17 protein-coding genes are annotated in these 16,959 nt (G+C 72.6%); 5 read left to right on the forward strand and 12 right to left on the reverse strand.

The genetic code is table 11. The annotated features are described in order from the left end of the window. Positions 1-24: 24 nt before the first annotated feature. The 3 genes from ACZ5K7_RS03355 to ACZ5K7_RS03365 all read right to left on the reverse strand — a co-directional run bounded on the left by ACZ5K7_RS03355 (position 25) and on the right by ACZ5K7_RS03365 (position 6,206). The gene (locus ACZ5K7_RS03355) at positions 25-4,203 is read right to left on the reverse strand and encodes an Rne/Rng family ribonuclease (protein ID WP_468909899.1); all 4,179 of its coding nucleotides are present in this window, start codon (positions 4,201-4,203) and stop codon (positions 25-27) included. 278 nt (positions 4,204-4,481) lie between these two features. Continuing rightward, entirely contained in the window at positions 4,482-5,246 is a 765-nt protein-coding gene (locus ACZ5K7_RS03360; protein ID WP_351691165.1) for a TIGR03936 family radical SAM-associated protein, read from the reverse strand. 108 nt (positions 5,247-5,354) lie between these two features. Then, positions 5,355-6,206, reverse strand: coding sequence for a hypothetical protein (locus tag ACZ5K7_RS03365; RefSeq protein ID WP_468909911.1), 852 nt, complete (start codon positions 6,204-6,206; stop codon positions 5,355-5,357). A 181-nt stretch (positions 6,207-6,387) separates the two neighbouring features. Between ACZ5K7_RS03365 and ACZ5K7_RS03370 the strand changes: the two genes are divergently transcribed. After that, entirely contained in the window at positions 6,388-6,741 is a 354-nt protein-coding gene (locus ACZ5K7_RS03370) for a DUF805 domain-containing protein (RefSeq protein ID WP_351691159.1), read from the forward strand. Positions 6,742-6,793: 52 nt separating this feature from the next. On the opposite strand, the gene ACZ5K7_RS03375 is transcribed toward ACZ5K7_RS03370, so the two are convergent. Together ACZ5K7_RS03375 and ACZ5K7_RS03380 are read right to left on the reverse strand one after the other, a co-directional pair. Next, a complete protein-coding gene (locus tag ACZ5K7_RS03375) occupies positions 6,794-7,258 on the reverse strand; it encodes a hypothetical protein (protein ID WP_450971604.1) in 465 nt (154 codons plus the stop codon). 83 nt (positions 7,259-7,341) lie between these two features. After that, on the reverse strand, positions 7,342-7,974 hold the full coding sequence (locus ACZ5K7_RS03380; RefSeq protein ID WP_468909915.1) for a TetR/AcrR family transcriptional regulator: 633 nt from the start codon (positions 7,972-7,974) through the stop codon (positions 7,342-7,344). 99 nt (positions 7,975-8,073) lie between these two features. Between ACZ5K7_RS03380 and ACZ5K7_RS03385 the strand changes: the two genes are divergently transcribed. After that, positions 8,074-9,036, forward strand: a complete 963-nt coding sequence (locus tag ACZ5K7_RS03385; RefSeq protein WP_468909918.1) for a zinc-binding dehydrogenase — start codon at positions 8,074-8,076, stop codon at positions 9,034-9,036. 39 nt (positions 9,037-9,075) lie between these two features. Here the strand turns inward: ACZ5K7_RS03385 and ACZ5K7_RS03390 are convergent, their stop codons facing one another. After that, on the reverse strand, positions 9,076-9,312 hold the full coding sequence (locus ACZ5K7_RS03390) for a DUF6400 family protein (protein ID WP_468909921.1): 237 nt from the start codon (positions 9,310-9,312) through the stop codon (positions 9,076-9,078). Between the two features lie 184 nt (positions 9,313-9,496). On the opposite strand from ACZ5K7_RS03390, the gene ACZ5K7_RS03395 reads away from it, so the two are divergent. Beyond that, entirely contained in the window at positions 9,497-10,111 is a 615-nt protein-coding gene (locus tag ACZ5K7_RS03395) for a DJ-1/PfpI family protein (RefSeq protein WP_468909924.1), read from the forward strand. A gap of 34 nt (positions 10,112-10,145) precedes the next feature. On the opposite strand, the gene ACZ5K7_RS03400 is transcribed toward ACZ5K7_RS03395, so the two are convergent. The 4 genes from ACZ5K7_RS03400 to ACZ5K7_RS03415 all read right to left on the reverse strand — a co-directional run bounded on the left by ACZ5K7_RS03400 (position 10,146) and on the right by ACZ5K7_RS03415 (position 13,084). Next, positions 10,146-10,763, reverse strand: a complete 618-nt coding sequence (locus tag ACZ5K7_RS03400) for a VOC family protein (protein WP_468909931.1) — start codon at positions 10,761-10,763, stop codon at positions 10,146-10,148. Between the two features lie 68 nt (positions 10,764-10,831). Then, entirely contained in the window at positions 10,832-11,596 is a 765-nt protein-coding gene (locus tag ACZ5K7_RS03405; RefSeq protein WP_468909935.1) for an SDR family oxidoreductase, read from the reverse strand. Beyond that, the gene (locus tag ACZ5K7_RS03410) at positions 11,586-12,287 is read right to left on the reverse strand and encodes a cysteine hydrolase family protein (protein ID WP_468909938.1); all 702 of its coding nucleotides are present in this window, start codon (positions 12,285-12,287) and stop codon (positions 11,586-11,588) included. The genes ACZ5K7_RS03405 and ACZ5K7_RS03410 overlap by 11 nt, the downstream gene beginning before the upstream one ends. Positions 12,288-12,547: 260 nt before the next feature. Then, positions 12,548-13,084, reverse strand: coding sequence for a winged helix-turn-helix transcriptional regulator (locus ACZ5K7_RS03415; RefSeq protein WP_351691132.1), 537 nt, complete (start codon positions 13,082-13,084; stop codon positions 12,548-12,550). Between the two features lie 108 nt (positions 13,085-13,192). Here ACZ5K7_RS03415 and ACZ5K7_RS03420 point away from each other — a divergent pair, with 108 nt between their 5' ends. Next, the gene (locus ACZ5K7_RS03420; RefSeq protein ID WP_468909941.1) at positions 13,193-13,519 is read left to right on the forward strand and encodes a putative quinol monooxygenase; all 327 of its coding nucleotides are present in this window, start codon (positions 13,193-13,195) and stop codon (positions 13,517-13,519) included. 196 nt (positions 13,520-13,715) lie between these two features. Here the strand turns inward: ACZ5K7_RS03420 and ACZ5K7_RS03425 are convergent, their stop codons facing one another. Beyond that, a complete protein-coding gene (locus ACZ5K7_RS03425) occupies positions 13,716-14,414 on the reverse strand; it encodes an HAD family hydrolase (protein ID WP_468909944.1) in 699 nt (232 codons plus the stop codon). Further along, positions 14,411-15,196 carry a 3,4-dihydroxy-2-butanone-4-phosphate synthase gene (gene ribB / locus ACZ5K7_RS03430; RefSeq protein ID WP_351691123.1) on the reverse strand — a complete coding sequence of 262 codons (786 nt, stop codon included), beginning with the start codon at positions 15,194-15,196 and terminating at the stop codon, positions 14,411-14,413. Before ribB ends, ACZ5K7_RS03425 begins: the two co-directional genes overlap by 4 nt. Positions 15,197-15,677: 481 nt before the next feature. Here ribB and ACZ5K7_RS03435 point away from each other — a divergent pair, with 481 nt between their 5' ends. Then, positions 15,678-16,886: a cytochrome P450 gene (locus tag ACZ5K7_RS03435; RefSeq protein WP_468909947.1), complete on the forward strand. Its 1,209-nt coding sequence runs from the start codon at positions 15,678-15,680 to the stop codon at positions 16,884-16,886. Positions 16,887-16,959: the final 73 nt, after the last annotated feature.

The following is a 16,959-nucleotide window of genomic DNA, read 5'->3' on the forward strand; positions in this document are numbered from 1 at the left end:
CCGGGCCGGTCCCGCAGTCGGGTGTCAGCCCTCGTCGGAGGCGGTGGTGACCGTGGTGGTCTTCTTCGCCGTCGACTTGGCGGCGGCCGTCTTGGCGGTCTTGGCCGCCTTCTTGGCCGTCGTCTTCTTCGCCGCCGTCTTCTTGGCCGCGGTCTTCTTCGCGGCCGTCTTCTTCGCGGCGGTCTTCTTGGCAGCCGTCTTACGGGCCGTCTTCTTGGCCGGAGCGGCCTCCTCGACGCCCTCCTCGGCGGTCTCGTCCGCGACCGGCGCCCCGGCGGCGGAAGCCTCCGGCTGCTCGGCGGTCTCCGTCGACGGTACGACCACGACGGCCGCCTCCTCCGACGCGGTCGGCGCGGTGGCCTTGCGCACCGCGCGGCGGCGCGGACGGGCCGGGGCGGCGCTCTCGGCGGGCGCGGCCGCCTCGGGCTCGGCCGCCGGTTCCACCACCGGCTCCGCCACCGGTTCCGGCACCGCTTCGGCCGCCGGGGCGGTCTCGGCGACGACGGTCACCGCGGCCGTCTCGGACCCTGCCGGGGAACCGGCGGGCGCCGACACCTTCCGGGTGGCCCGGCGACGGGTACGGCCCTTGGACACGGCCTCCTCGGCGGCCGGGGCCTCGGGGGCCTGGACTACCGGGTCCTCCACGGCGACCGGCTCGGCGTGCGCCTCGGCGGCCGGCTCCGGCAGCACCTCACGCTCGGTCTCCGCGGCGGCCGGTGCGGTCCGGTCGGCCGGCGTCTCGGCCTCCGCGCCCCGGTTGCGGCCCGCGCGCTCCCTGGGCGCACCGGCCGGAGCCGAGGCCCGGCGGCTCGCCCGGCGGCGGCCACGGCCGCGGCCGGCCGCGGCCTCCGCCTCGGCGACGCTGCTGTACAGCTCCTCGTCCGCCGCGAAGTCGGGGGCGGGCAGCGCGACGGGCACGGCGGCCTCGGCCGCGACCTCCGCCGCCGTCTCGACCGCGTGGACGGCCTCGGCGTGCTCGACGGCCCCGTCGGCCACGGCCTCGTGCGTCTCGTGCACGTCGAGGTCGTGGTCGTGGTCGTGCCCGTCGCCGCCGCGTCCGCGCTTCTTGCGCTTGCCGCCGCCACCGCCGCCGGAGCTGGGCTGCTCCATGTGGACGATGACACCGCGGCCGTTGCAGTGCACGCAGGTCTCGGAGAAGGACTCCAGCAGGCCCTGTCCGACCCGCTTGCGGGTCATCTGGACGAGCCCCAGCGAGGTCACCTCGGCCACCTGGTGCTTCGTACGGTCCCGCCCGAGGCATTCGAGCAGGCGGCGCAGCACCAGGTCCCGGTTGGACTCCAGGACCATGTCGATGAAGTCGATGACGATGATGCCGCCGAGGTCGCGCAGCCGCAGCTGGCGGACGATCTCCTCGGCCGCCTCCAGGTTGTTCCTGGTGACCGTCTCCTCCAGGTTGCCGCCCTGGCCGGTGAACTTGCCGGTGTTGACGTCGATGACGACCATCGCCTCGGTCCGGTCGATCACCAGCGAACCGCCGCTGGGCAGCCAGACCTTGCGGTCCAGGGCCTTGGCGAGCTGCTCGTCGATCCGGTAGGTGGCGAAGACGTCGACCTCGGAGGTCCACTTCGACAGCCGGCCCGCGAGGTCGGGGGCGACGTGCGAGACGTAGCCGTGGACGGTCTCCCAGGCCTCGTCACCGCTGACGACGACCTTGGAGAAGTCCTCGTTGAAGATGTCGCGGACGACCCGGACGGTCATGTCCGGCTCGCCGTACAGCAGCGTCGGCGCGTTCGAGCTGCCGCCGTTCTTCGACTTCTTCTGGATCTCCTCCCACTGCGACTGGAGGCGTTCGACGTCGCGGCGCAGCTCGTCCTCGCTCGCGCCCTCGGCGGCGGTGCGCACGATGACGCCCGCGTCCTCGGGGACGATCTTCTTGAGGATGGTCTTCAGCCGGGCCCGCTCGGTGTCGGGCAGCTTGCGGCTGATGCCGGTCATGGAGCCCTCGGGGACGTACACGAGGTAGCGGCCCGGGAGGGAGACCTGGCTGGTGAGACGGGCGCCCTTGTGGCCGATCGGGTCCTTCGTCACCTGGACGAGCACGGACTGGCCGGACTTGAGGGCGGCCTCGATACGGCGCGGCCCGTTGGCCATGCCGAGTGCCTCGAAGTTGACCTCGCCGGCGTACAGGACGGCGTTGCGGCCCTTGCCGATGTCGATGAAGGCGGCCTCCATCGAGGGCAGCACGTTCTGGACCTTGCCCAGGTAGACGTTGCCGACGTACGAGGTGGCCTGCTCCTTGTTGACGTAGTGCTCGACGAGCACGCCGTCCTCCAGGACGCCGATCTGGGTGCGGTCGCCGTACTGGCGTACCACCATCACGCGCTCGACGGCCTCGCGGCGGGCGAGGAACTCGGCCTCGGTGATGATCGGGACGCGGCGGCGGCCCTGCTCGCGGCCTTCGCGGCGGCGCTGCTTCTTGGCCTCCAGACGGGTCGAGCCCTTGATGGACTGCACCTCGTCGGACGGCTCGGACGGCTTGCGGGGCTCGCGGACCTTGACGACCGTGCGCTCCGGGTCGCCGTCGCCGGGCTCGGCGTCGGTGGAGCTGTCCCCGGCGCGCCGCCTGCGGCGACGGCGGCGACGGCTGCTGGAGGAGGAGCCGCCGGCCTCGTCGTGGGCCTCCTCGTCGTCCTCTTCCTCCTGCTCGGCGGTGTCCTCGGCGTCCTGCTCGGCCTGCTCCGCGGCCACCTCGTCGCCGTCGGCGTCACCGTCGCCGGCGTCACCACGGCGGCGACGACGGCCACCGCGGCGGCGACGGCGGCGGGAACCGGCCTCCTCGGCCTCGTCCTCGCCGTCGGCGGCGTCCTCGGCGGTCTCCTCCGGCTCCTCGGTCTCGTCCTCGGCGGCGGGTCGGGCGACCGGGGTCTCCTCGGCGGCACCCCGGCGCCGGCGCCGGCGGCGCGAACCGGTTTCGGCCTGCTCGACCGGCTCGGCCTGCTCGGCCGACTCCGGCTCCGGCTGGTAGGGGGCGAGGTCCTCGGGCTCCTCCGCGCCGGCGGCCTCGGCGGCCGCTGCGGCGGCGGCCCGCTCCGGGGTCTGGAACCTCGGCTCGGTGAACACCGGCGCCTGGAACACGGCGACGGCGGGCCGGGAGGGACGGCGCTGCGACTCGTCCTCGGCGGGCGTGGCCCCGGCGGCGGGCTCGGAGAACCCGATGGCTGCCTGCCGTACGACACGGCGCCGGCGCCGCGGGGACTCGGTCTCCGGCTCCTGGACGGCGGGGGCCTCGGTGGTGGAGGTGACGGCCGGGGCCTCGACGGCCTGCGGCTGAGCCGCGGCGGGGGCCTCGGGGGCGGCCTCGGGAGCGCCGGCGGGCGCGGCGACCCGGCGGGTGGCACGGCGCCGGGCACGCGGCGCGGGCGCAGTGGGCTCCGCCTCGGGGGCGGGGGTGCCCCCGTGGGTCTCGCCGGTCTCGGCGGCGGGCGCGGGCTCGTCGACGGCCTCGGCGGTGTCCGCGTCGGCGGCCGTGGGTGCGGTTTCCGCGGCGGTCTCGGCCGTCACCGGGGCACCGGTGGGCGCGGACGCCCGGCGGGTCGCCCGGCGGCGGGTACGTGGAGCGGGCACGGTCTCCTCGGCGGCCTCGGCCTCGGCAGCCGGAGCGGCCTCGGTGGCCTCGACGGGCTCGGTGGCCTCAGGGGTCTCGGAAACCGCGGAAGCCTTGACAGCCGCCTCCTGCTCGGCCGCCTCGGTGGGCGCGGAGACGCGACGCGTGGCACGCCGGCGCGTCCGGCGCGGCGCGGCCTCCTCGTCGCTCGGTACGGCGGTGTCGACGGCCTCGGCCACGGGCGTGGCCTCGGCGGGCTCGCCGGCGGTCGCGGGAAGCACGGTCTCGGCCGTCTCGACGGCCTCGGTTCCCGTCGGGGAACCGGCGGGTGCCGACGCCCGGCGGGTCGCCCGGCGGCGGGTACGCGCGGCGGGCACGGCCTCCTCGGTGACCGCGGCGGCCTCGGCCGCCCCGGACGCCTCAAGGGTGTCTGTCGTCTCCTCGTCGGCCTCTGCGGGCTCGGAGGGGAACGACTCCGCGGCCGGTATGGCCGGCGTGGTGATCTCGGCCTCGCCTGCCGCGGTCGCGGCAGGCGGTCCCGCGGGGCGGGACGCGGCACGGCGACGCCTGCGCGGCGGCAGGGTGTCGCTCGGGGTGTTCGGTTCGGAGCCCTCGATGGGCTCGGTCGGTTCGAGCATGCGGGCGGTTCTCCCGTCAGGCTCCCGGGCGCCGCGCCTGGTCCGGCGTCGTTCGCTTTCGAGCGACCGCCGGTGACGTCCGCGGCTCGCGCGATGCGCGGTGCCGCCGTGTGGGGCGCGGGCGCCGCACAGGAGCTCTCTGTGTCCTGTCTCGCCGGTTCCGTACGCCTTGTCGCGGACGGCCTGGCGAAAGTCTTCTGGTCGGTGCGCCGCCCGACCCAGGTGGCTCCCGAGTACAAGGGCTGCGCGTACGACGTCCGTCCTTCGCGGGACCTTCCCTACGCCGGCGCTGTCGCGGCGGCAGCGGGTTCGGCCTTCGAGAGGGCCTCCACTGCCTCGCGGTCGGGCGCGAGCGGGTCGGTCACCGTGCCGGTCTCTTCATCGAGCAGCCCCTGCGCCAGCCTGGTCACCGCTGCGGGGACCGGCGGCGCCAGGTCGGCCACGGCGCGGAGACCGGACAGGACGTCGTCGGGTCGTACGGCAGGCGTCACGTGCCGAACAACCAGCCGCAGTATCGCACAGGGCTGGTCGTCCGGCCTATCAGCCGTTTCATTGTGCGTTTCCAGTTGTACGACCGCGGGGCGGGCGTCGAAGGTCCGTACGCCGTTCTTGGTGGTGCGCTGGACCTCGACGGCGTCGGCCGCGTTGAACGCGGCGACGGCCTGTGCGGCCTGTTCCGGGTCCTGGCCGGCCAGCCGCAGCTCCCACACGGAGGCGGTGAGCCGGTCGGCCAGTCCGGACGTGCGGGCCTCGACCGCGTCGACGATGTCGAGCCCGGTGGGCAGGGACTCGTCGAGGAGGACACGCAGTCGCTCCGGGTCGCGGACCGCGGTGAGCGCGATCTCCAGGTACTCGGCCTCGCTGCCGGTGCCGGTGGGTGCGGCATTGGCGTACGACACCTTCGGGTGCGGTGTGAACCCCGCCGAGTAGGCCATCGGCACCTCGGCGCGGCGCAGCGCACGCTCGAAGGCGCGCTGGAAGTCACGGTGGCTGGTGAACCGGAGGCGGCCGCGCTTGGTGTAGCGCAGTCGGATGCGCTGCACCGCCGGTGCGGGCGGCGGGCCTTCGGGCTGTCGCTTGCCCAGTGTCGTCAGTCCTTCGTGATTCTGGTGAGAGCAGCCGTGCCGCGGGGGCCGTGCTGCCGGTTCCTGCTATCCATCAAGAGTACGTGTGTCGCGGCCCGCAGGTTCCCGACGGTCCACGGCCGGCGGCCGGGCGGACTCGCCGAACAGGGCGCGCCGCAGGTCGGCGCGGGCCTGCCGGACGGCCCGTCCGACGGCCCGTGCGACCTGGGCGGCGGGGCGCAGGACGAGGTCGCGTACGACGTGTCCGACCGGGGTGAGGACGGTCCGGTAGAGCCAGCGCGCCGGCTCCAGGAAGATCCACCGGAAGAGGGTCCCGAGAATCCGTCCGACGGCTCGTGCGACGTGTCCGGCGGCCCGCCAGGCGTGTCCGAGGGCCTCCCAGATCTCCCTGAGGACGATGCCGAGGACATGGCCGACGGGGGTGAGGATCCAGCGCCACAGGGCGACGGCGGGCAGCACGAGGAGCACGCGCGCGATCCAGTACAGGGCGGTGGCGAGCTGCCCGAACACCCAGGCGACGGCTCGGGCGACGGGCGTGAGGAGCCAGAGCACCGCGTGGCCGATCGGGGTGAGCACGCGCGCGTAGAGCCATACGAGGGCGTGGCCGAGGGGGGTGAGCAGGTAGCGGTACAGCCAGCCCAGCGGGACGACGACGAGCACGTGCAGGAGCCAGGCGACGGCGTGGCCGGCGGGGGCGAGGACGTACCGCCAGAGGAATCGCGCGACGGGGACGACGAGGTACCGCCACAGGAACCGTGCGACGGCGGCGAAGGCGTCCCAGAGCAGCCGTATCGGCAGCACCACCAGGAACACGAAGATGCGGACGGGGATCCTGATCGCGACGACGAGACATCCCTCGGGGTGCTGCGTCTGCGAATGCGTCTGCGGTTGCCGCTGCGGCTGTCTCTGCATGTCCATGGCCACAGAGACGCTATCGCGTGCCGCGCGGATGCGATCGGCCAGCCTTGATCACCGATCGGCGGCGACACGGTAACGGTTGTCCCGCACACGCCAATCTGGATGGATCCGGCCACGACGGCTTGATTTGCTGGGCGCCAGCCAAATCTTGAACCTTTCTTGGGTCCTTGGGGGACGAACAATGAACTGGTACGTGGACGTACTGAAGAAGTACGCGGTGTTCAGCGGCCGTGCGCGCCGGCAGGAATACTGGATGTTCTTCCTGTTCAACCTGATCATCAGCATCGTGCTGGCGGTCATCGGGCGAGTCATCGGCTTCGCCGCCCTGGGCGCGATCTACAGCCTGGCGGTCCTCCTGCCCGGCCTGGGCGTCGCGGTCCGCCGGCTGCACGACACCGGCCGTTCGGGCTGGGCGATCCTGGTCAGCATCATCCCGCTGGTCGGCTGGATCATCGTGCTGGTCTGGCTCGCCTCCGAGGGCAAGCCGGAGCAGAACCAGTACGGCGACAACCCGAAGCACGCGCCCGCCGTCTGACCTGTCATCACCTCGAAGGCCCGCCGGATCCGTCCGGCGGGCCTTCGCCCGTCTAAGAGGCCGCGGACGAACTCTTGTTGCGTTCGGCCTGCAGGTGCAGGACCAGGAAGAGGACCCGGAGGAGGTCGTCGGGGAGGGCGCCCAGGTCCTTGGGCAGGGTGATGCGGCGGGGGCGGGTGCCCAGGGCGTCGTACGACAGGGCGAGCGGGCCGATCGTCCTCGCCCGGCCGCCGAACCTGGGGTGTTCCACGGGGTACGGCCCGATGCGGCGCGGGATCCCGGACCAGGCGGCGCAGTCGACGTCCCAGGTCCCGAACGTCCTCGGGACGCTGCCGAGGCGGCCGTACCCGATCTCGATGTCGCCGATCCACCGCAGCCGGCTGCCGAGCATGTCGTACTCCAGCGGATGCGGTCCGAGCGCGTGGGGCCTGCCGCCCCACCGGCCGTAGGTGAGCGGGACGTCCCCGATGGTGCGGAGTCTGCTGCCCAGCAGGTCGTAGCCCAGTTCCAGTTCCATGCCCGCCAACTCCCCCGTGTCTCAGCGGTCTTCGCTCTCCCCGATTGTGCGGCCGGTCCGGTGTGCCTTCCATGGCGGTCGTGTCACGGTTTCGTCGCCGGCTGTGCGGGCGTGGCGGCCGGCGGGTCCTGGAAGGCCTGGATCACCAGCGTGGCGAAGCGCCGGGAGGCCGCGACCCGGCCGGCCGGCGACGCGGTGCGGATGCCCCGCTGGGCCATGAGCATGAGGACCAGGTCGTCCAGGACGAAGTCGGGGCGCAGCCGGCCGGTGCCCTTGGCGCGGTCGGCCAGCCGCGCGACCGACCTCAGGGTGGCCGCGCGGTCCGCGGCGAAGTCCATCGCGTCGGGGAAGGCCGACCTGAAGGCCTCGGTGAAACCGCGGTCGTGCGCGTGCAGTTCGCAGACCTTCTCGATCACGAGCCGGAAGCCGTGCCACGGGTCCGGATCGGCGAGCCCCTCGTCGACGATGGCGTGACAGGCCCGCGCCTGGTCCCGGAAGACCTCGGTGACCAGGGTCTGCTTGGTCGGGAACCGGCGGTACAGGGTGGCGGGGCCGACCCCGGCGCGCCGGGCGATCGTGCGCATCGGCACGTTCAGCCCCTCGGTGGCGAAGAGCGCGCGGGCCGCGTCGAGCACGCGTGCGCGGTTGTCCCGGGCGTCGGAGCGCAGTGGGTCCCGGGCGTCGGAACGCGGTGAGTGAGACAAACGGTCGGTCACCGCTCTCACATTAGCCAGGCCGGGGCAGGGCGCCCCTTAGCGTCCGTGAGCAGCGGACACCTCCAGGGTCCCGCTCGATCCCGTACGCAGGAGGCCCATGTGAAAGCAGTGACGATCCGGAGGTTCGGCGGCCCCGAGGGTCTGGCGGTCGTCGATCTCCCGGCGCCGGTTCCCGCCGGCGGGCAGGTGGTGATCGACACCGAGGCGATCGGGGTCGGCGGCGCCGACACCCTGATCCGCAGCGGTGCGCTCGCGGGCTACGGCTTCCGGGAGGGTCATGTTCCCGGCAGCGAGGTGGCGGGAACGGTGAGCGCCGTCGGCGAGGGCGTCGACACGGCGTGGCTCGGCCGGCGGGTCTGGGCGTTCACGGGCACCGGCGGCGGCTATGTGGAACAGGCGGTCGCCCCGGTCGAGGAGGTCCTCGCCCTCCCCGCGGACCTGTCCGCCGCCGACGCGGTGACCCTCGGGAGTTCCGGAGTGGTGGCCCACTTCGCGCTCGGCCATGCCCGTTTCCGGCCCGGCGAGTCGGTGCTGGTGCGGGGCGGGGCCGGGAGCATCGGGATCGCGGCGGTCCAGCTCGCGGCCCGGGGCGGTGCCGCGGCGGTCGCGGTGACGACGTCGTCGGCCGATCGCGGCGAACGGCTGCGCGGGCTCGGCGCGACCCATGTGCTGGACCGCTCGGGAGAGGGCGGCGGGGACTCACCGGCCGGCTATGACGTGATCATCGACATCGTGGCCGGTGCGGACCTGCCGTCGTTCTTCGGCAGGCTCGCTCCGAACGGCCGTCTGGTGGCCGTCGGCATGGTCGCCGGACCGCCGCCGGCCGACTTCGGCATGAGCATGGTCGCGGCGTTCCGCAGGTCCCTGTCGTTCGCGACCTTCAGCGCCGACACCGTGCCCGCGGCCGACCGGCGCACGGTCAGGACCGGACAGTTCGCCGCCGCGGGCCGCGGGGAGCTGGAGACGGTGGTGCACGAGTCGCTGCCGTTGGCCGAGGCCGTACTGGCGCACCGGAAGATGGCCGCCGGGGAGGTGTTCGGCCGGATCGTGCTGACGCCGTAGCGGCGCCGCGTCCCGGGGGCAGGTCCCGGGGGGCGGGAATCAGCGCCGGGGCAGCACCCCGGCCGCGACGAGCGAGTCGTACAGCCGCTGCTGTTCCTCGTCGAGCCCGGAGTACAGCATGGCGTACGCCTCCTCCTCGCCCCGTGCCGTCTCGACGGGGTCCCAGGCGTCGCCGAGCGCCTCCATGACGTGGGCGCGCCGGGTCATCTCGTGCCCGGTGAGATCGACGGCGAAGCCGACCGGTTCGGCGGGAAGGGAGGCATCAGAACTGGACATATGACCGAATTTAGGCAGGCGAGCCGGTCCGCGACAAGAGCCCGTGGGACACATCACAGCAGGTCATCGACGCCGCGGGACTCGGTAGGGTGACCACGAACGGCCACTGGCCGCGGATTGGCCCGCGACCCGGTCCCGGCCTCCTGAGAAAATCGCACCCCCCGCTTTGCTCCGAGGAGACGCCATGCAGGTAGCCGTGCTCACCTTCGACGGATTCAACGAACTCGACAGCTTCATCGCCGCCGCGCTGATCAACCGGTGCCGGAAGGACGGCCTGGAGGCCTTCATCACGACACCGACGCCGGTGGTCACGTCGATGAACGGCGTCGAGGTGACCGGGCAGCGGCCGATGGAGTTCGTGACCGACGCCGATGTGGTCCTGGTCGGCAGCGGGGTGAAGGCACGGGAGGTGGTCGCCGACGACGGGCTGATCTCCCGGCTGCGGCTCGACCCTTCCCGGCAGCTGGTCGGCGCGCAGTGCTCCGGCGCGCTGGTCCTCGCCCGGCTCGGGCTGCTGGACTCCATGCCCGTCTCCACGGACCGCAAGACCCGGCCCTTCGTCGAGGCGGCCGGGGTCACCGTCCTGGACACGCCGTTCCACGCGGAGGGGAACATCGCCACGGCCGGTGGCTGCCTGGCCTCGCAGTACCTCGCCACGTGGGTGATCACCCGGACCCTCGGCGAGGACGCGGCACGCGGGGTCCTCGACTACGTGGCCCCGGTCGGCGAGAACCAGGAAACCGTCGACCGCGCCCTGCGCGCCGTCCGCACGGCCACGGCCGTGACCGCACTGCGCTGACGGGAGGGGGCCGCGCCGGACGGCTCGTCCCCGGTCACGCGGGTGGTTGTGTGCCGGCCTGCTCGCTCACCATGTACCGCGCGTACCAGTCCGGCCAGTCGGGGTCCTCCGCGCCGGTGCGCGTCTCGTGCTCGCCGTGTGCGGCCGCGGCCCGCCGCAGGGCGCCCGCCAGGTCATCGGCCGAGGCGAACGAGGTGGCCGCGGGATCCAGCCGTCCCGGGAGCCGCTCGGTGACCTCCTGGAGGAGCCAGCCGTTGCCGTCCGGGTCGCTGAACGACAGGAAGGAACCGTAGCTGCCGTGCCGCGGTTCGGGACCGGGCACCCGGGCGTCGCCGTCGGCGTGGTGGAAGACACCGCCGGCGTCGTGGAACACCTCGCTGGGGTGGGCGCCGTGCCGCGCCAGCTCGTCGTGGGCGGTGTCGATGTCGTCGACGACCAGGTGCAGCCCCCGGGCCGAGCCGGGCGTCTGCTCGGTGACCGACGCGCCGAAGATGACCGACGCCGGGGAACCCGGCGGGGTCATCTGCACCACCCGGAACTCCCCGTCGGTGGCCACGTCCGCGTCGAGCCGCCAGCCCAGCGCCGTATAGAAGTCCTTGGCCCGGTCCACGTCGGCCACCGGCACCACGACGACCTCCAGTTTCATGTCCATGGCTTGCACTTCCCGTCTCGGAGGGAACACCGGCGACGGCCCGACCCACGACCGGGCCGGGCAGGGACTCAGTGCGCGAGGAGCTGCTGGCCGCCGTCGATGTCGTAGGTGGCGCCGGTGAGGGCGCCGTTGACCATGAGGTGCACCGCGAGGGCGGCGACGTCGGCCGGACCGACCACCCGCCCGATGGGCAGCGCCTTCCGCAACGCCTCGCGCCGCGCCTCGAGTTGGTCGCCCAGCAGGGAGGCCGACAGCGGTGTGTCCACGAACCCGGCCGCGATGAGGTTGACTCTCACCGGCGCGACCTCCAGCGCCAGGTTGGCGACCAGCGCCGGCAGCGCCGCGGTGAGGGCGCCCGTCACCGCCATCCCGGGCGCGGGCCGCCGGCCGCCGGTGCCGCCGATGAACAGCAGCGTCCCGCCGGCCCTGACCTTCCCCCGGCTCGCCCGCGCCACCGCCAGCACCATCGCGAGACGCCCGCCGAAGTCCCGTCCTGCGTCGGTCAGGTCGAGGTCGTCGAGCGGCGTGTACGACGGGCTGCCCGCCGTGACCAGCACATGGTCGACCCGCCCGGACAGCTCCCCGAGGAAGCGCTCCATCCGTTCGGTGTCCAAGGCGTCGAACACGGCCGTGCTCAGCGGGCGCAGTTCGTCCGCGGCCCGCTGAAGGCGCTCCGCGTTGCGCGCCACGAGCACCAGCTCGCCGCCGGCCCCCCGCACCTGCCGGGCGGTCTCCAGACCGATGCCCGCGCTGCCACCCACCACCACAACCGTCTGACCGGCCAGTTCGCCGCGCGTACCGCTCCGCTCGGCACCGTCACCGTCACCGCTCACGACCGCCGCCTCCGCTCTCCGGGGAGCCCGCACCGGCCTCGCCGTCCACCTTTCCGACGAACTCCTCGGTGGTGAGGACCGCGTGGGCGTACAGCGGCGCGTTGAGGTCGAAGGTCGCGGTCATCTCCTCCCAGCTGAAGGAGGCGATGGCATCGCGGACGAGGGTCACGTGGTACCCGAGCTCCTGGCCGTAGCGCGCGGTGGTGTCCACACAGGTGTTGGCCCGCAGGCCGATCAGCACGATCCTCCGGATGTGGTGCTGCTTCAGCAGGAAGTCCAGGTCGGTGTTGGCGAACCCGCTGGACGCCCAGTGCTGCCGTACGACGATCTCGTCCTCGCGCGGCCGGAAGTCGGGGTGCCACTCGGCTCCCCAGCTGCCCTCGGCGAAGGTCTGCTGGGCGACGACGCGCCGCTGGGTCGGGGACAGGTGGTCCCAGGTGACGTAGTCGCTCGGGGCCGTGCGGTGGTGGGGCACGACGAAGACGCGAAAGCCCTGGGCGCGGGCGGTGGCGAGCACGGTCCTCATGTGGTCGAGCAGGCCCACGCCCTCCGCCACCTCCTTCGCCCGGGGCCACAACTTGCCGCCCTCGGAGAGGAAGTCGTTGTAGGGGTCGACGATCAGCAGAGCGGTCTCGTCCGAAGGGTAGGGGGAGTCCGGGGAGTTCCGCGCTTCGGAGGTCTCAGCAGTCATGGACGGTTCCCAACTGGTCAGCGACAGATCGCTCGCTGCCGGGACACGGCTCGGGAGCGCTGCCCGGGACACGCCACCGGAGACGACAGCCGACGGCCGCCGCCCCCTGGCCCGCCGCACCCCAGGCCTTCCGTAACGCTCCGTCACAGGCGGCCCGCCGACTCAGAAATCCCAGTCTGTCACTCCCCCGGCCGTACGGCATCCGGGCCGCACGTCCGGGCCATCGCCCCGGCCGGCCCCCGGGAACGCGTCCTGTCCGGTCAGCCCGGCGAGGACGACGGCGTGATCGGTTCCAGGAGCCGCCGCGGCCTGTTGATCGCCTCGGACACGGGATCGCCGCCGGAGTCCGCCGGCTCGAATCCGGGCCCGGGTTCGAGCACGGTCTCCGGGACCGGAACGACCGCACCGCACTCCTCGCACCGCCCCTCGCCGTCGATCGGCCCGCCGTCCCGCTCGTGCCGGAAGGCGCGCCTCACCCCCGACGGGGAGTAGAAGGCGTCTCCCCAGTTCATCAGGGCACGTACGACGGGCCACAGCTCGACGCCCTTGGCGGTCAGCCGGTACTCGACCGCGCCGCGTGCCTCGTCGTCCCGGGTGAGCACGCCCTCCCGGACGAGGGACTTCAGCCGGTCGGTCAGCACCGCGCGCGGGATCTTGAGCTGGGCGGCGAAGTCCCCGAACCGGCGCACCCCGAAGAACGCGTCGCGGACGATCAGGAGCGTCCACCGTTCCCCCACGACTTCCAGGGTGCGCACCAGCGAGCAGTTGCGGTCCGCGTAGGTGCTGGGGAGTGTCATGCGCCCAGCCTACCTCCTCCAGTTCACTCACTGAACTGACCTGTGCTACGGTCCCACCAGGAGCAGTTCAGTGACTGAACCGCTCCGATCGAGTCGAGGAGACCGACCATGTACCAGTTCCTTGTGTCCTTCACCGTCCAGCCGGAACACCGCGACGACTTCGTCCGGGCGGCCGGGAAGACCGCCCGTGACTCCCTGGCGAACGAACCCGGATCCCACCGGTTCGAGGTCATCGCGGACGACCAGAACGCGGACGTCTTCTACCTGAACGAGGTCTACGCGGACGTGGACGCGTTCGAGGCCCATGCCGGCGGCCCCTATTTCGCCGCGTTCTTCGCCGAGGCGAGTGCCTACGCCGAAGGCCCGACATGGCTGATGAGGGGAAACGTCATCGACGACCGGCACCCGGCACCGAACGCCCCCTCCCTCCACTGAAAGCCGAGGCCACCACCAGCGAGTCACCCTGCGGCGCTCCCGGCCGGCGTCCGTGACGACAACCTGGATCTCGTCGCCGACCTGAACCCACCGACACCCGAACCACCCGGCGCTTCCCCCATACCGCTCGGACTCTCCCGCTCCGATCCGGTTGTGCCTGAGCATGTCCGGCCCCGAGCAGGTGCGGACCGGCACCTCACGGACCGCCTCCGTGGACCGGGTGCCGGGGTGCGAGCAGCCGCCTCAGCAGAGGGACGGCGCTGGTCGCACTGCCCGCCTGCGCCGCGGACAGGTCGCTGACGTCGACCGGCAGGGGCATGCCGCCACGGGGGACGGCGAGAACGGTCATGCCCGCGGCCGCCGCCGAGCGGATGCCGTTCGGGGAATCCTCGACAGCGACACACTGGAACGGCGGGATGCCGACGGCGGACGCCGCCCGCAGATAAGGATCCGGCGCGGGCTTGACCCGCACCACGTCCTCTCCGCACACGACAGCGCTCAACTCCGGGTACAGGCGCAGCCCCTTGAGGACCGCCAGCACGAACCGGCGAGGACTGGCGGTCGCCACACCGACGGGCCCGTGCCGTCCCGCTTCGACAACCAGCTCCACCGCTCCCGGCAGTGCCCGCACGCGTCCCTCGGCGCACGCGTCGACCATCGCGGCGGTGCAGGTCTCCACCACCTCCGCGCTGCTCACCGCACCCTCGCACAGCCCCGCGACATACGATGCCCAGCCGCCGTTGCCGTGCAGTGCGGCGTCGTCCTCGGCCCGCCACCGGTGCCCGTGACGGGCGGTGAAGGCGGCGCACACCCCGGACCACGCCGCACCGCTGTCGATCAATGTGTCGTCCAGGTCGAAGATCGTCGCCCGCCGTACCGGTGTCACGCGTGTCACGCGGGCGTCGCATCCGGGCGCAGCGGCAGCGCCCGCGACAGCTGCTCGATCGACAGCAGGGTCAGCCCATGTTCACCGGCGAACGCCCGCAGCCGATCGGACCGGGCCACGGACCCGTCGTCCTCGCAGATCTCACTGATCACGGCGACCGGGAGCAGTCCCGCAAGGCGCATGAGGTCGACACTCGCCTCCGTGTGCCCTCGCCGCTCCCCGATCCCTCCGGCACGGGCACGCAGGGGAAACACATGCCCGGGACGGATCAGTCTGTCGGGACGGCAGCCGGGTTCGGCCAGCGTCCGGACGGTCAACGCCCGGTCTGCGGCCGAGATCCCGGAGCCGGCACCGACCGCGTCCACGGAGACGGTGTACGCGGTGGCCTCCACACCGGAGGCAGCCGGAACCATCAGCGGCAGGTCCAGCCGGTCGGCGACCTCGGATGCCATGGGCACGCAGATCAGACCACTGGTCCAGCGCACGAAAAATCCCAGAGCCTCGGCCGTCGCGAACTGAGCCGCCATGACGAGATCGCCCTCGTTCTCACGGTCCGCGTCGTCCACCACGATCACGGGCCGGCCGGCCCGTACATCCTCAAGGGCGACGGCCACCGTGCTGAAGTCCGCATCCGGACGCGGCACCGAAACTGACGTCACAGGAACCAGCCCTTCCCGAGTCTTCGTCCTGCCAAGTCCATCGGTGACCGGACGAACGAACTTGAGGGATCCCGCAGCGGCGCGCGCATCACTCCAGCCCTGCGCAATCACGTCCGTCAGCGCCCAGCGCACCCCCCGCGGACACCGACGAGCCCACTTCCGAACCTTCGGTCCTGGTGCCGTCCTGGTGTCGGTCGAGAGATGCTTCGAAAGCCGCCGCCTCCGGTTTGCGAGCCCCTCCGAGGGGGTCGATCCTGAAGGGACGATGCCGTCCGATCGTGTGGCCGAGCGCATGGACCGCGAAGCCGACGGCCACTGTGACCTGCGAAGAGCGTGTTCCGAGGAGCGTGTTCCAGGGATTTTCCGAGGAACATGTTCCGAAGAGCGTGTTCCAGAGAGCGGCGACCAGCCGTACGGACCCTGCGACCGGCCTCCGCTGTCCCGGCGGCGGCATCAGGTCGGTGGGTGTTCCCTCGCCGGGCGACCAGCAGGCCGTCGCCCAGGGGACGCTCGACGAAGAGCGGTTCGTCGCCGTGTACGGGTACCGCGGCCGTTCGTTGCGGCGCATACCTGACCGCCGGCCCTGCACCGCTCGGAGCCCTCAGGAGTCACCATGACATCCGGCACCATCGTCGCGCAGATCACCGACTACGCCCATCGGGCCGATCCGTACCCGCTCTACGCGGAACTGCGCGAGACACCGGTCAGGCGGGAGGACGACGGCTCCTACCTCGTCAGCACCTACCACGAGGTGCGGAGCCTGGCCAACGACCCGCGGCTGAGCAACGACACGAGCAACCGTCCGGCCGGCTACCCCCGCACCGGGCAACCGGCGGCGGAGAGCGGTCTGCCGCCCAGTTTCATCTTCACCGACCCGCCCCTCCACGACCGGCTGCGCAGCACCATCAACCGGCCGTTCGGCCCCCCGCACAGCCCCGGATTCCTCGACAGCCTGCGCGGAGACCTGGACGACGTCGTCAGGGAGCTGCTCGACGCCTTCGAAGGCAAGGACGAGGTCGACATCGTCGAGGCCTTCTCCTACCCCCTTCCCGTCACCGCCATCTGCAAGGTCCTCGGCGTGCCGCGCGAGGACGAACCGCGTTTCCACGTCTGGGCCGATGCCCTGGCGTCGTCGCTCGACCCCCGGTCCGGCGACGACGACGGCCAGGAGAAGGCACAGCGGGCGCGCCAGGACATCGGCGCCTACCTGGCCGAACTGATCGAGACGAAACGCCGCCATCCCGGCCCCGGGATACTCAGCGCGCTCGCCCCCGACATGACACCGGCGGACCTGGAAGCCACCGCCGTGCTGCTCCTGGTCGCCGGCCACGAGACCACCGTCAACGCCATCAGCAACACGACCCTCACCCTGTTGCGCCGCCCCGGCCTCCTCGAACGGTTCCAGAAGGACCCGAACCTGGCCGCCCCGCTCATCGAGGAAGTGCTCCGCTACGAACCTCCTGTCCAGTTCGTGCCGTGGACCACCGCCCTGGCCGACATCGACGTCGCCGGCACCACGATCCCCAAGGGCTCGCCGGTCTGGCTCATGCTGGCCGCGGCCAACCGCGACCCCCGGCGCTTCGAGAATCCCGACCGGTTCGATCCCGACCGCAAGGACAACGAGCACCTCGGGTTCTACACCGGCATCCACTACTGCTTCGGCGCCCCCCTCGCCCGCATGGAACTCCATGCGGCACTGCCCGAACTGTTCCGCCGGGTCCGGTTCTCGCGGCTCCTGGAGGACCCGCCCCCGTACCGCGCCAACGCGGTGCTGCGCGGCCCGCGCCATCTTCCCGTGGCGATCGAGGGCATCACCCCCTGAGCGGTAACGTCCGTCGCGTTCGCGGCCCGGCCGATGAGTTCCCGGGCTCTGTGCAGTCTGCCTCCACACAGGC

The organism is Streptomyces sp. NPDC031497 (genome assembly GCF_055580905.1).

Coding starts and splice junctions, on each gene's coding strand:
- ACZ5K7_RS03355 (WP_468909899.1), bottom strand. CDS start 4,203: ATGCTCGAACCGACCGAGCCCATCGAGGGCTCCGAACCGAACACCCCG.
- ACZ5K7_RS03365 (WP_468909911.1), bottom strand. CDS start 6,206: ATGGACATGCAGAGACAGCCGCAGCGGCAACCGCAGACGCATTCGCAG.
- ACZ5K7_RS03370 (WP_351691159.1), top strand. CDS start 6,388: ATGAACTGGTACGTGGACGTACTGAAGAAGTACGCGGTGTTCAGCGGC.
- ACZ5K7_RS03375 (WP_450971604.1), bottom strand. CDS start 7,258: ATGGAACTGGAACTGGGCTACGACCTGCTGGGCAGCAGACTCCGCACC.
- ACZ5K7_RS03390 (WP_468909921.1), bottom strand. CDS start 9,312: ATGTCCAGTTCTGATGCCTCCCTTCCCGCCGAACCGGTCGGCTTCGCC.
- ACZ5K7_RS03395 (WP_468909924.1), top strand. CDS start 9,497: ATGCAGGTAGCCGTGCTCACCTTCGACGGATTCAACGAACTCGACAGC.
- ACZ5K7_RS03400 (WP_468909931.1), bottom strand. CDS start 10,763: ATGGACATGAAACTGGAGGTCGTCGTGGTGCCGGTGGCCGACGTGGAC.
- ACZ5K7_RS03410 (WP_468909938.1), bottom strand. CDS start 12,287: ATGACTGCTGAGACCTCCGAAGCGCGGAACTCCCCGGACTCCCCCTAC.
- ACZ5K7_RS03415 (WP_351691132.1), bottom strand. CDS start 13,084: ATGACACTCCCCAGCACCTACGCGGACCGCAACTGCTCGCTGGTGCGC.
- ACZ5K7_RS03420 (WP_468909941.1), top strand. CDS start 13,193: ATGTACCAGTTCCTTGTGTCCTTCACCGTCCAGCCGGAACACCGCGAC.
- ACZ5K7_RS03435 (WP_468909947.1), top strand. CDS start 15,678: ATGACATCCGGCACCATCGTCGCGCAGATCACCGACTACGCCCATCGG.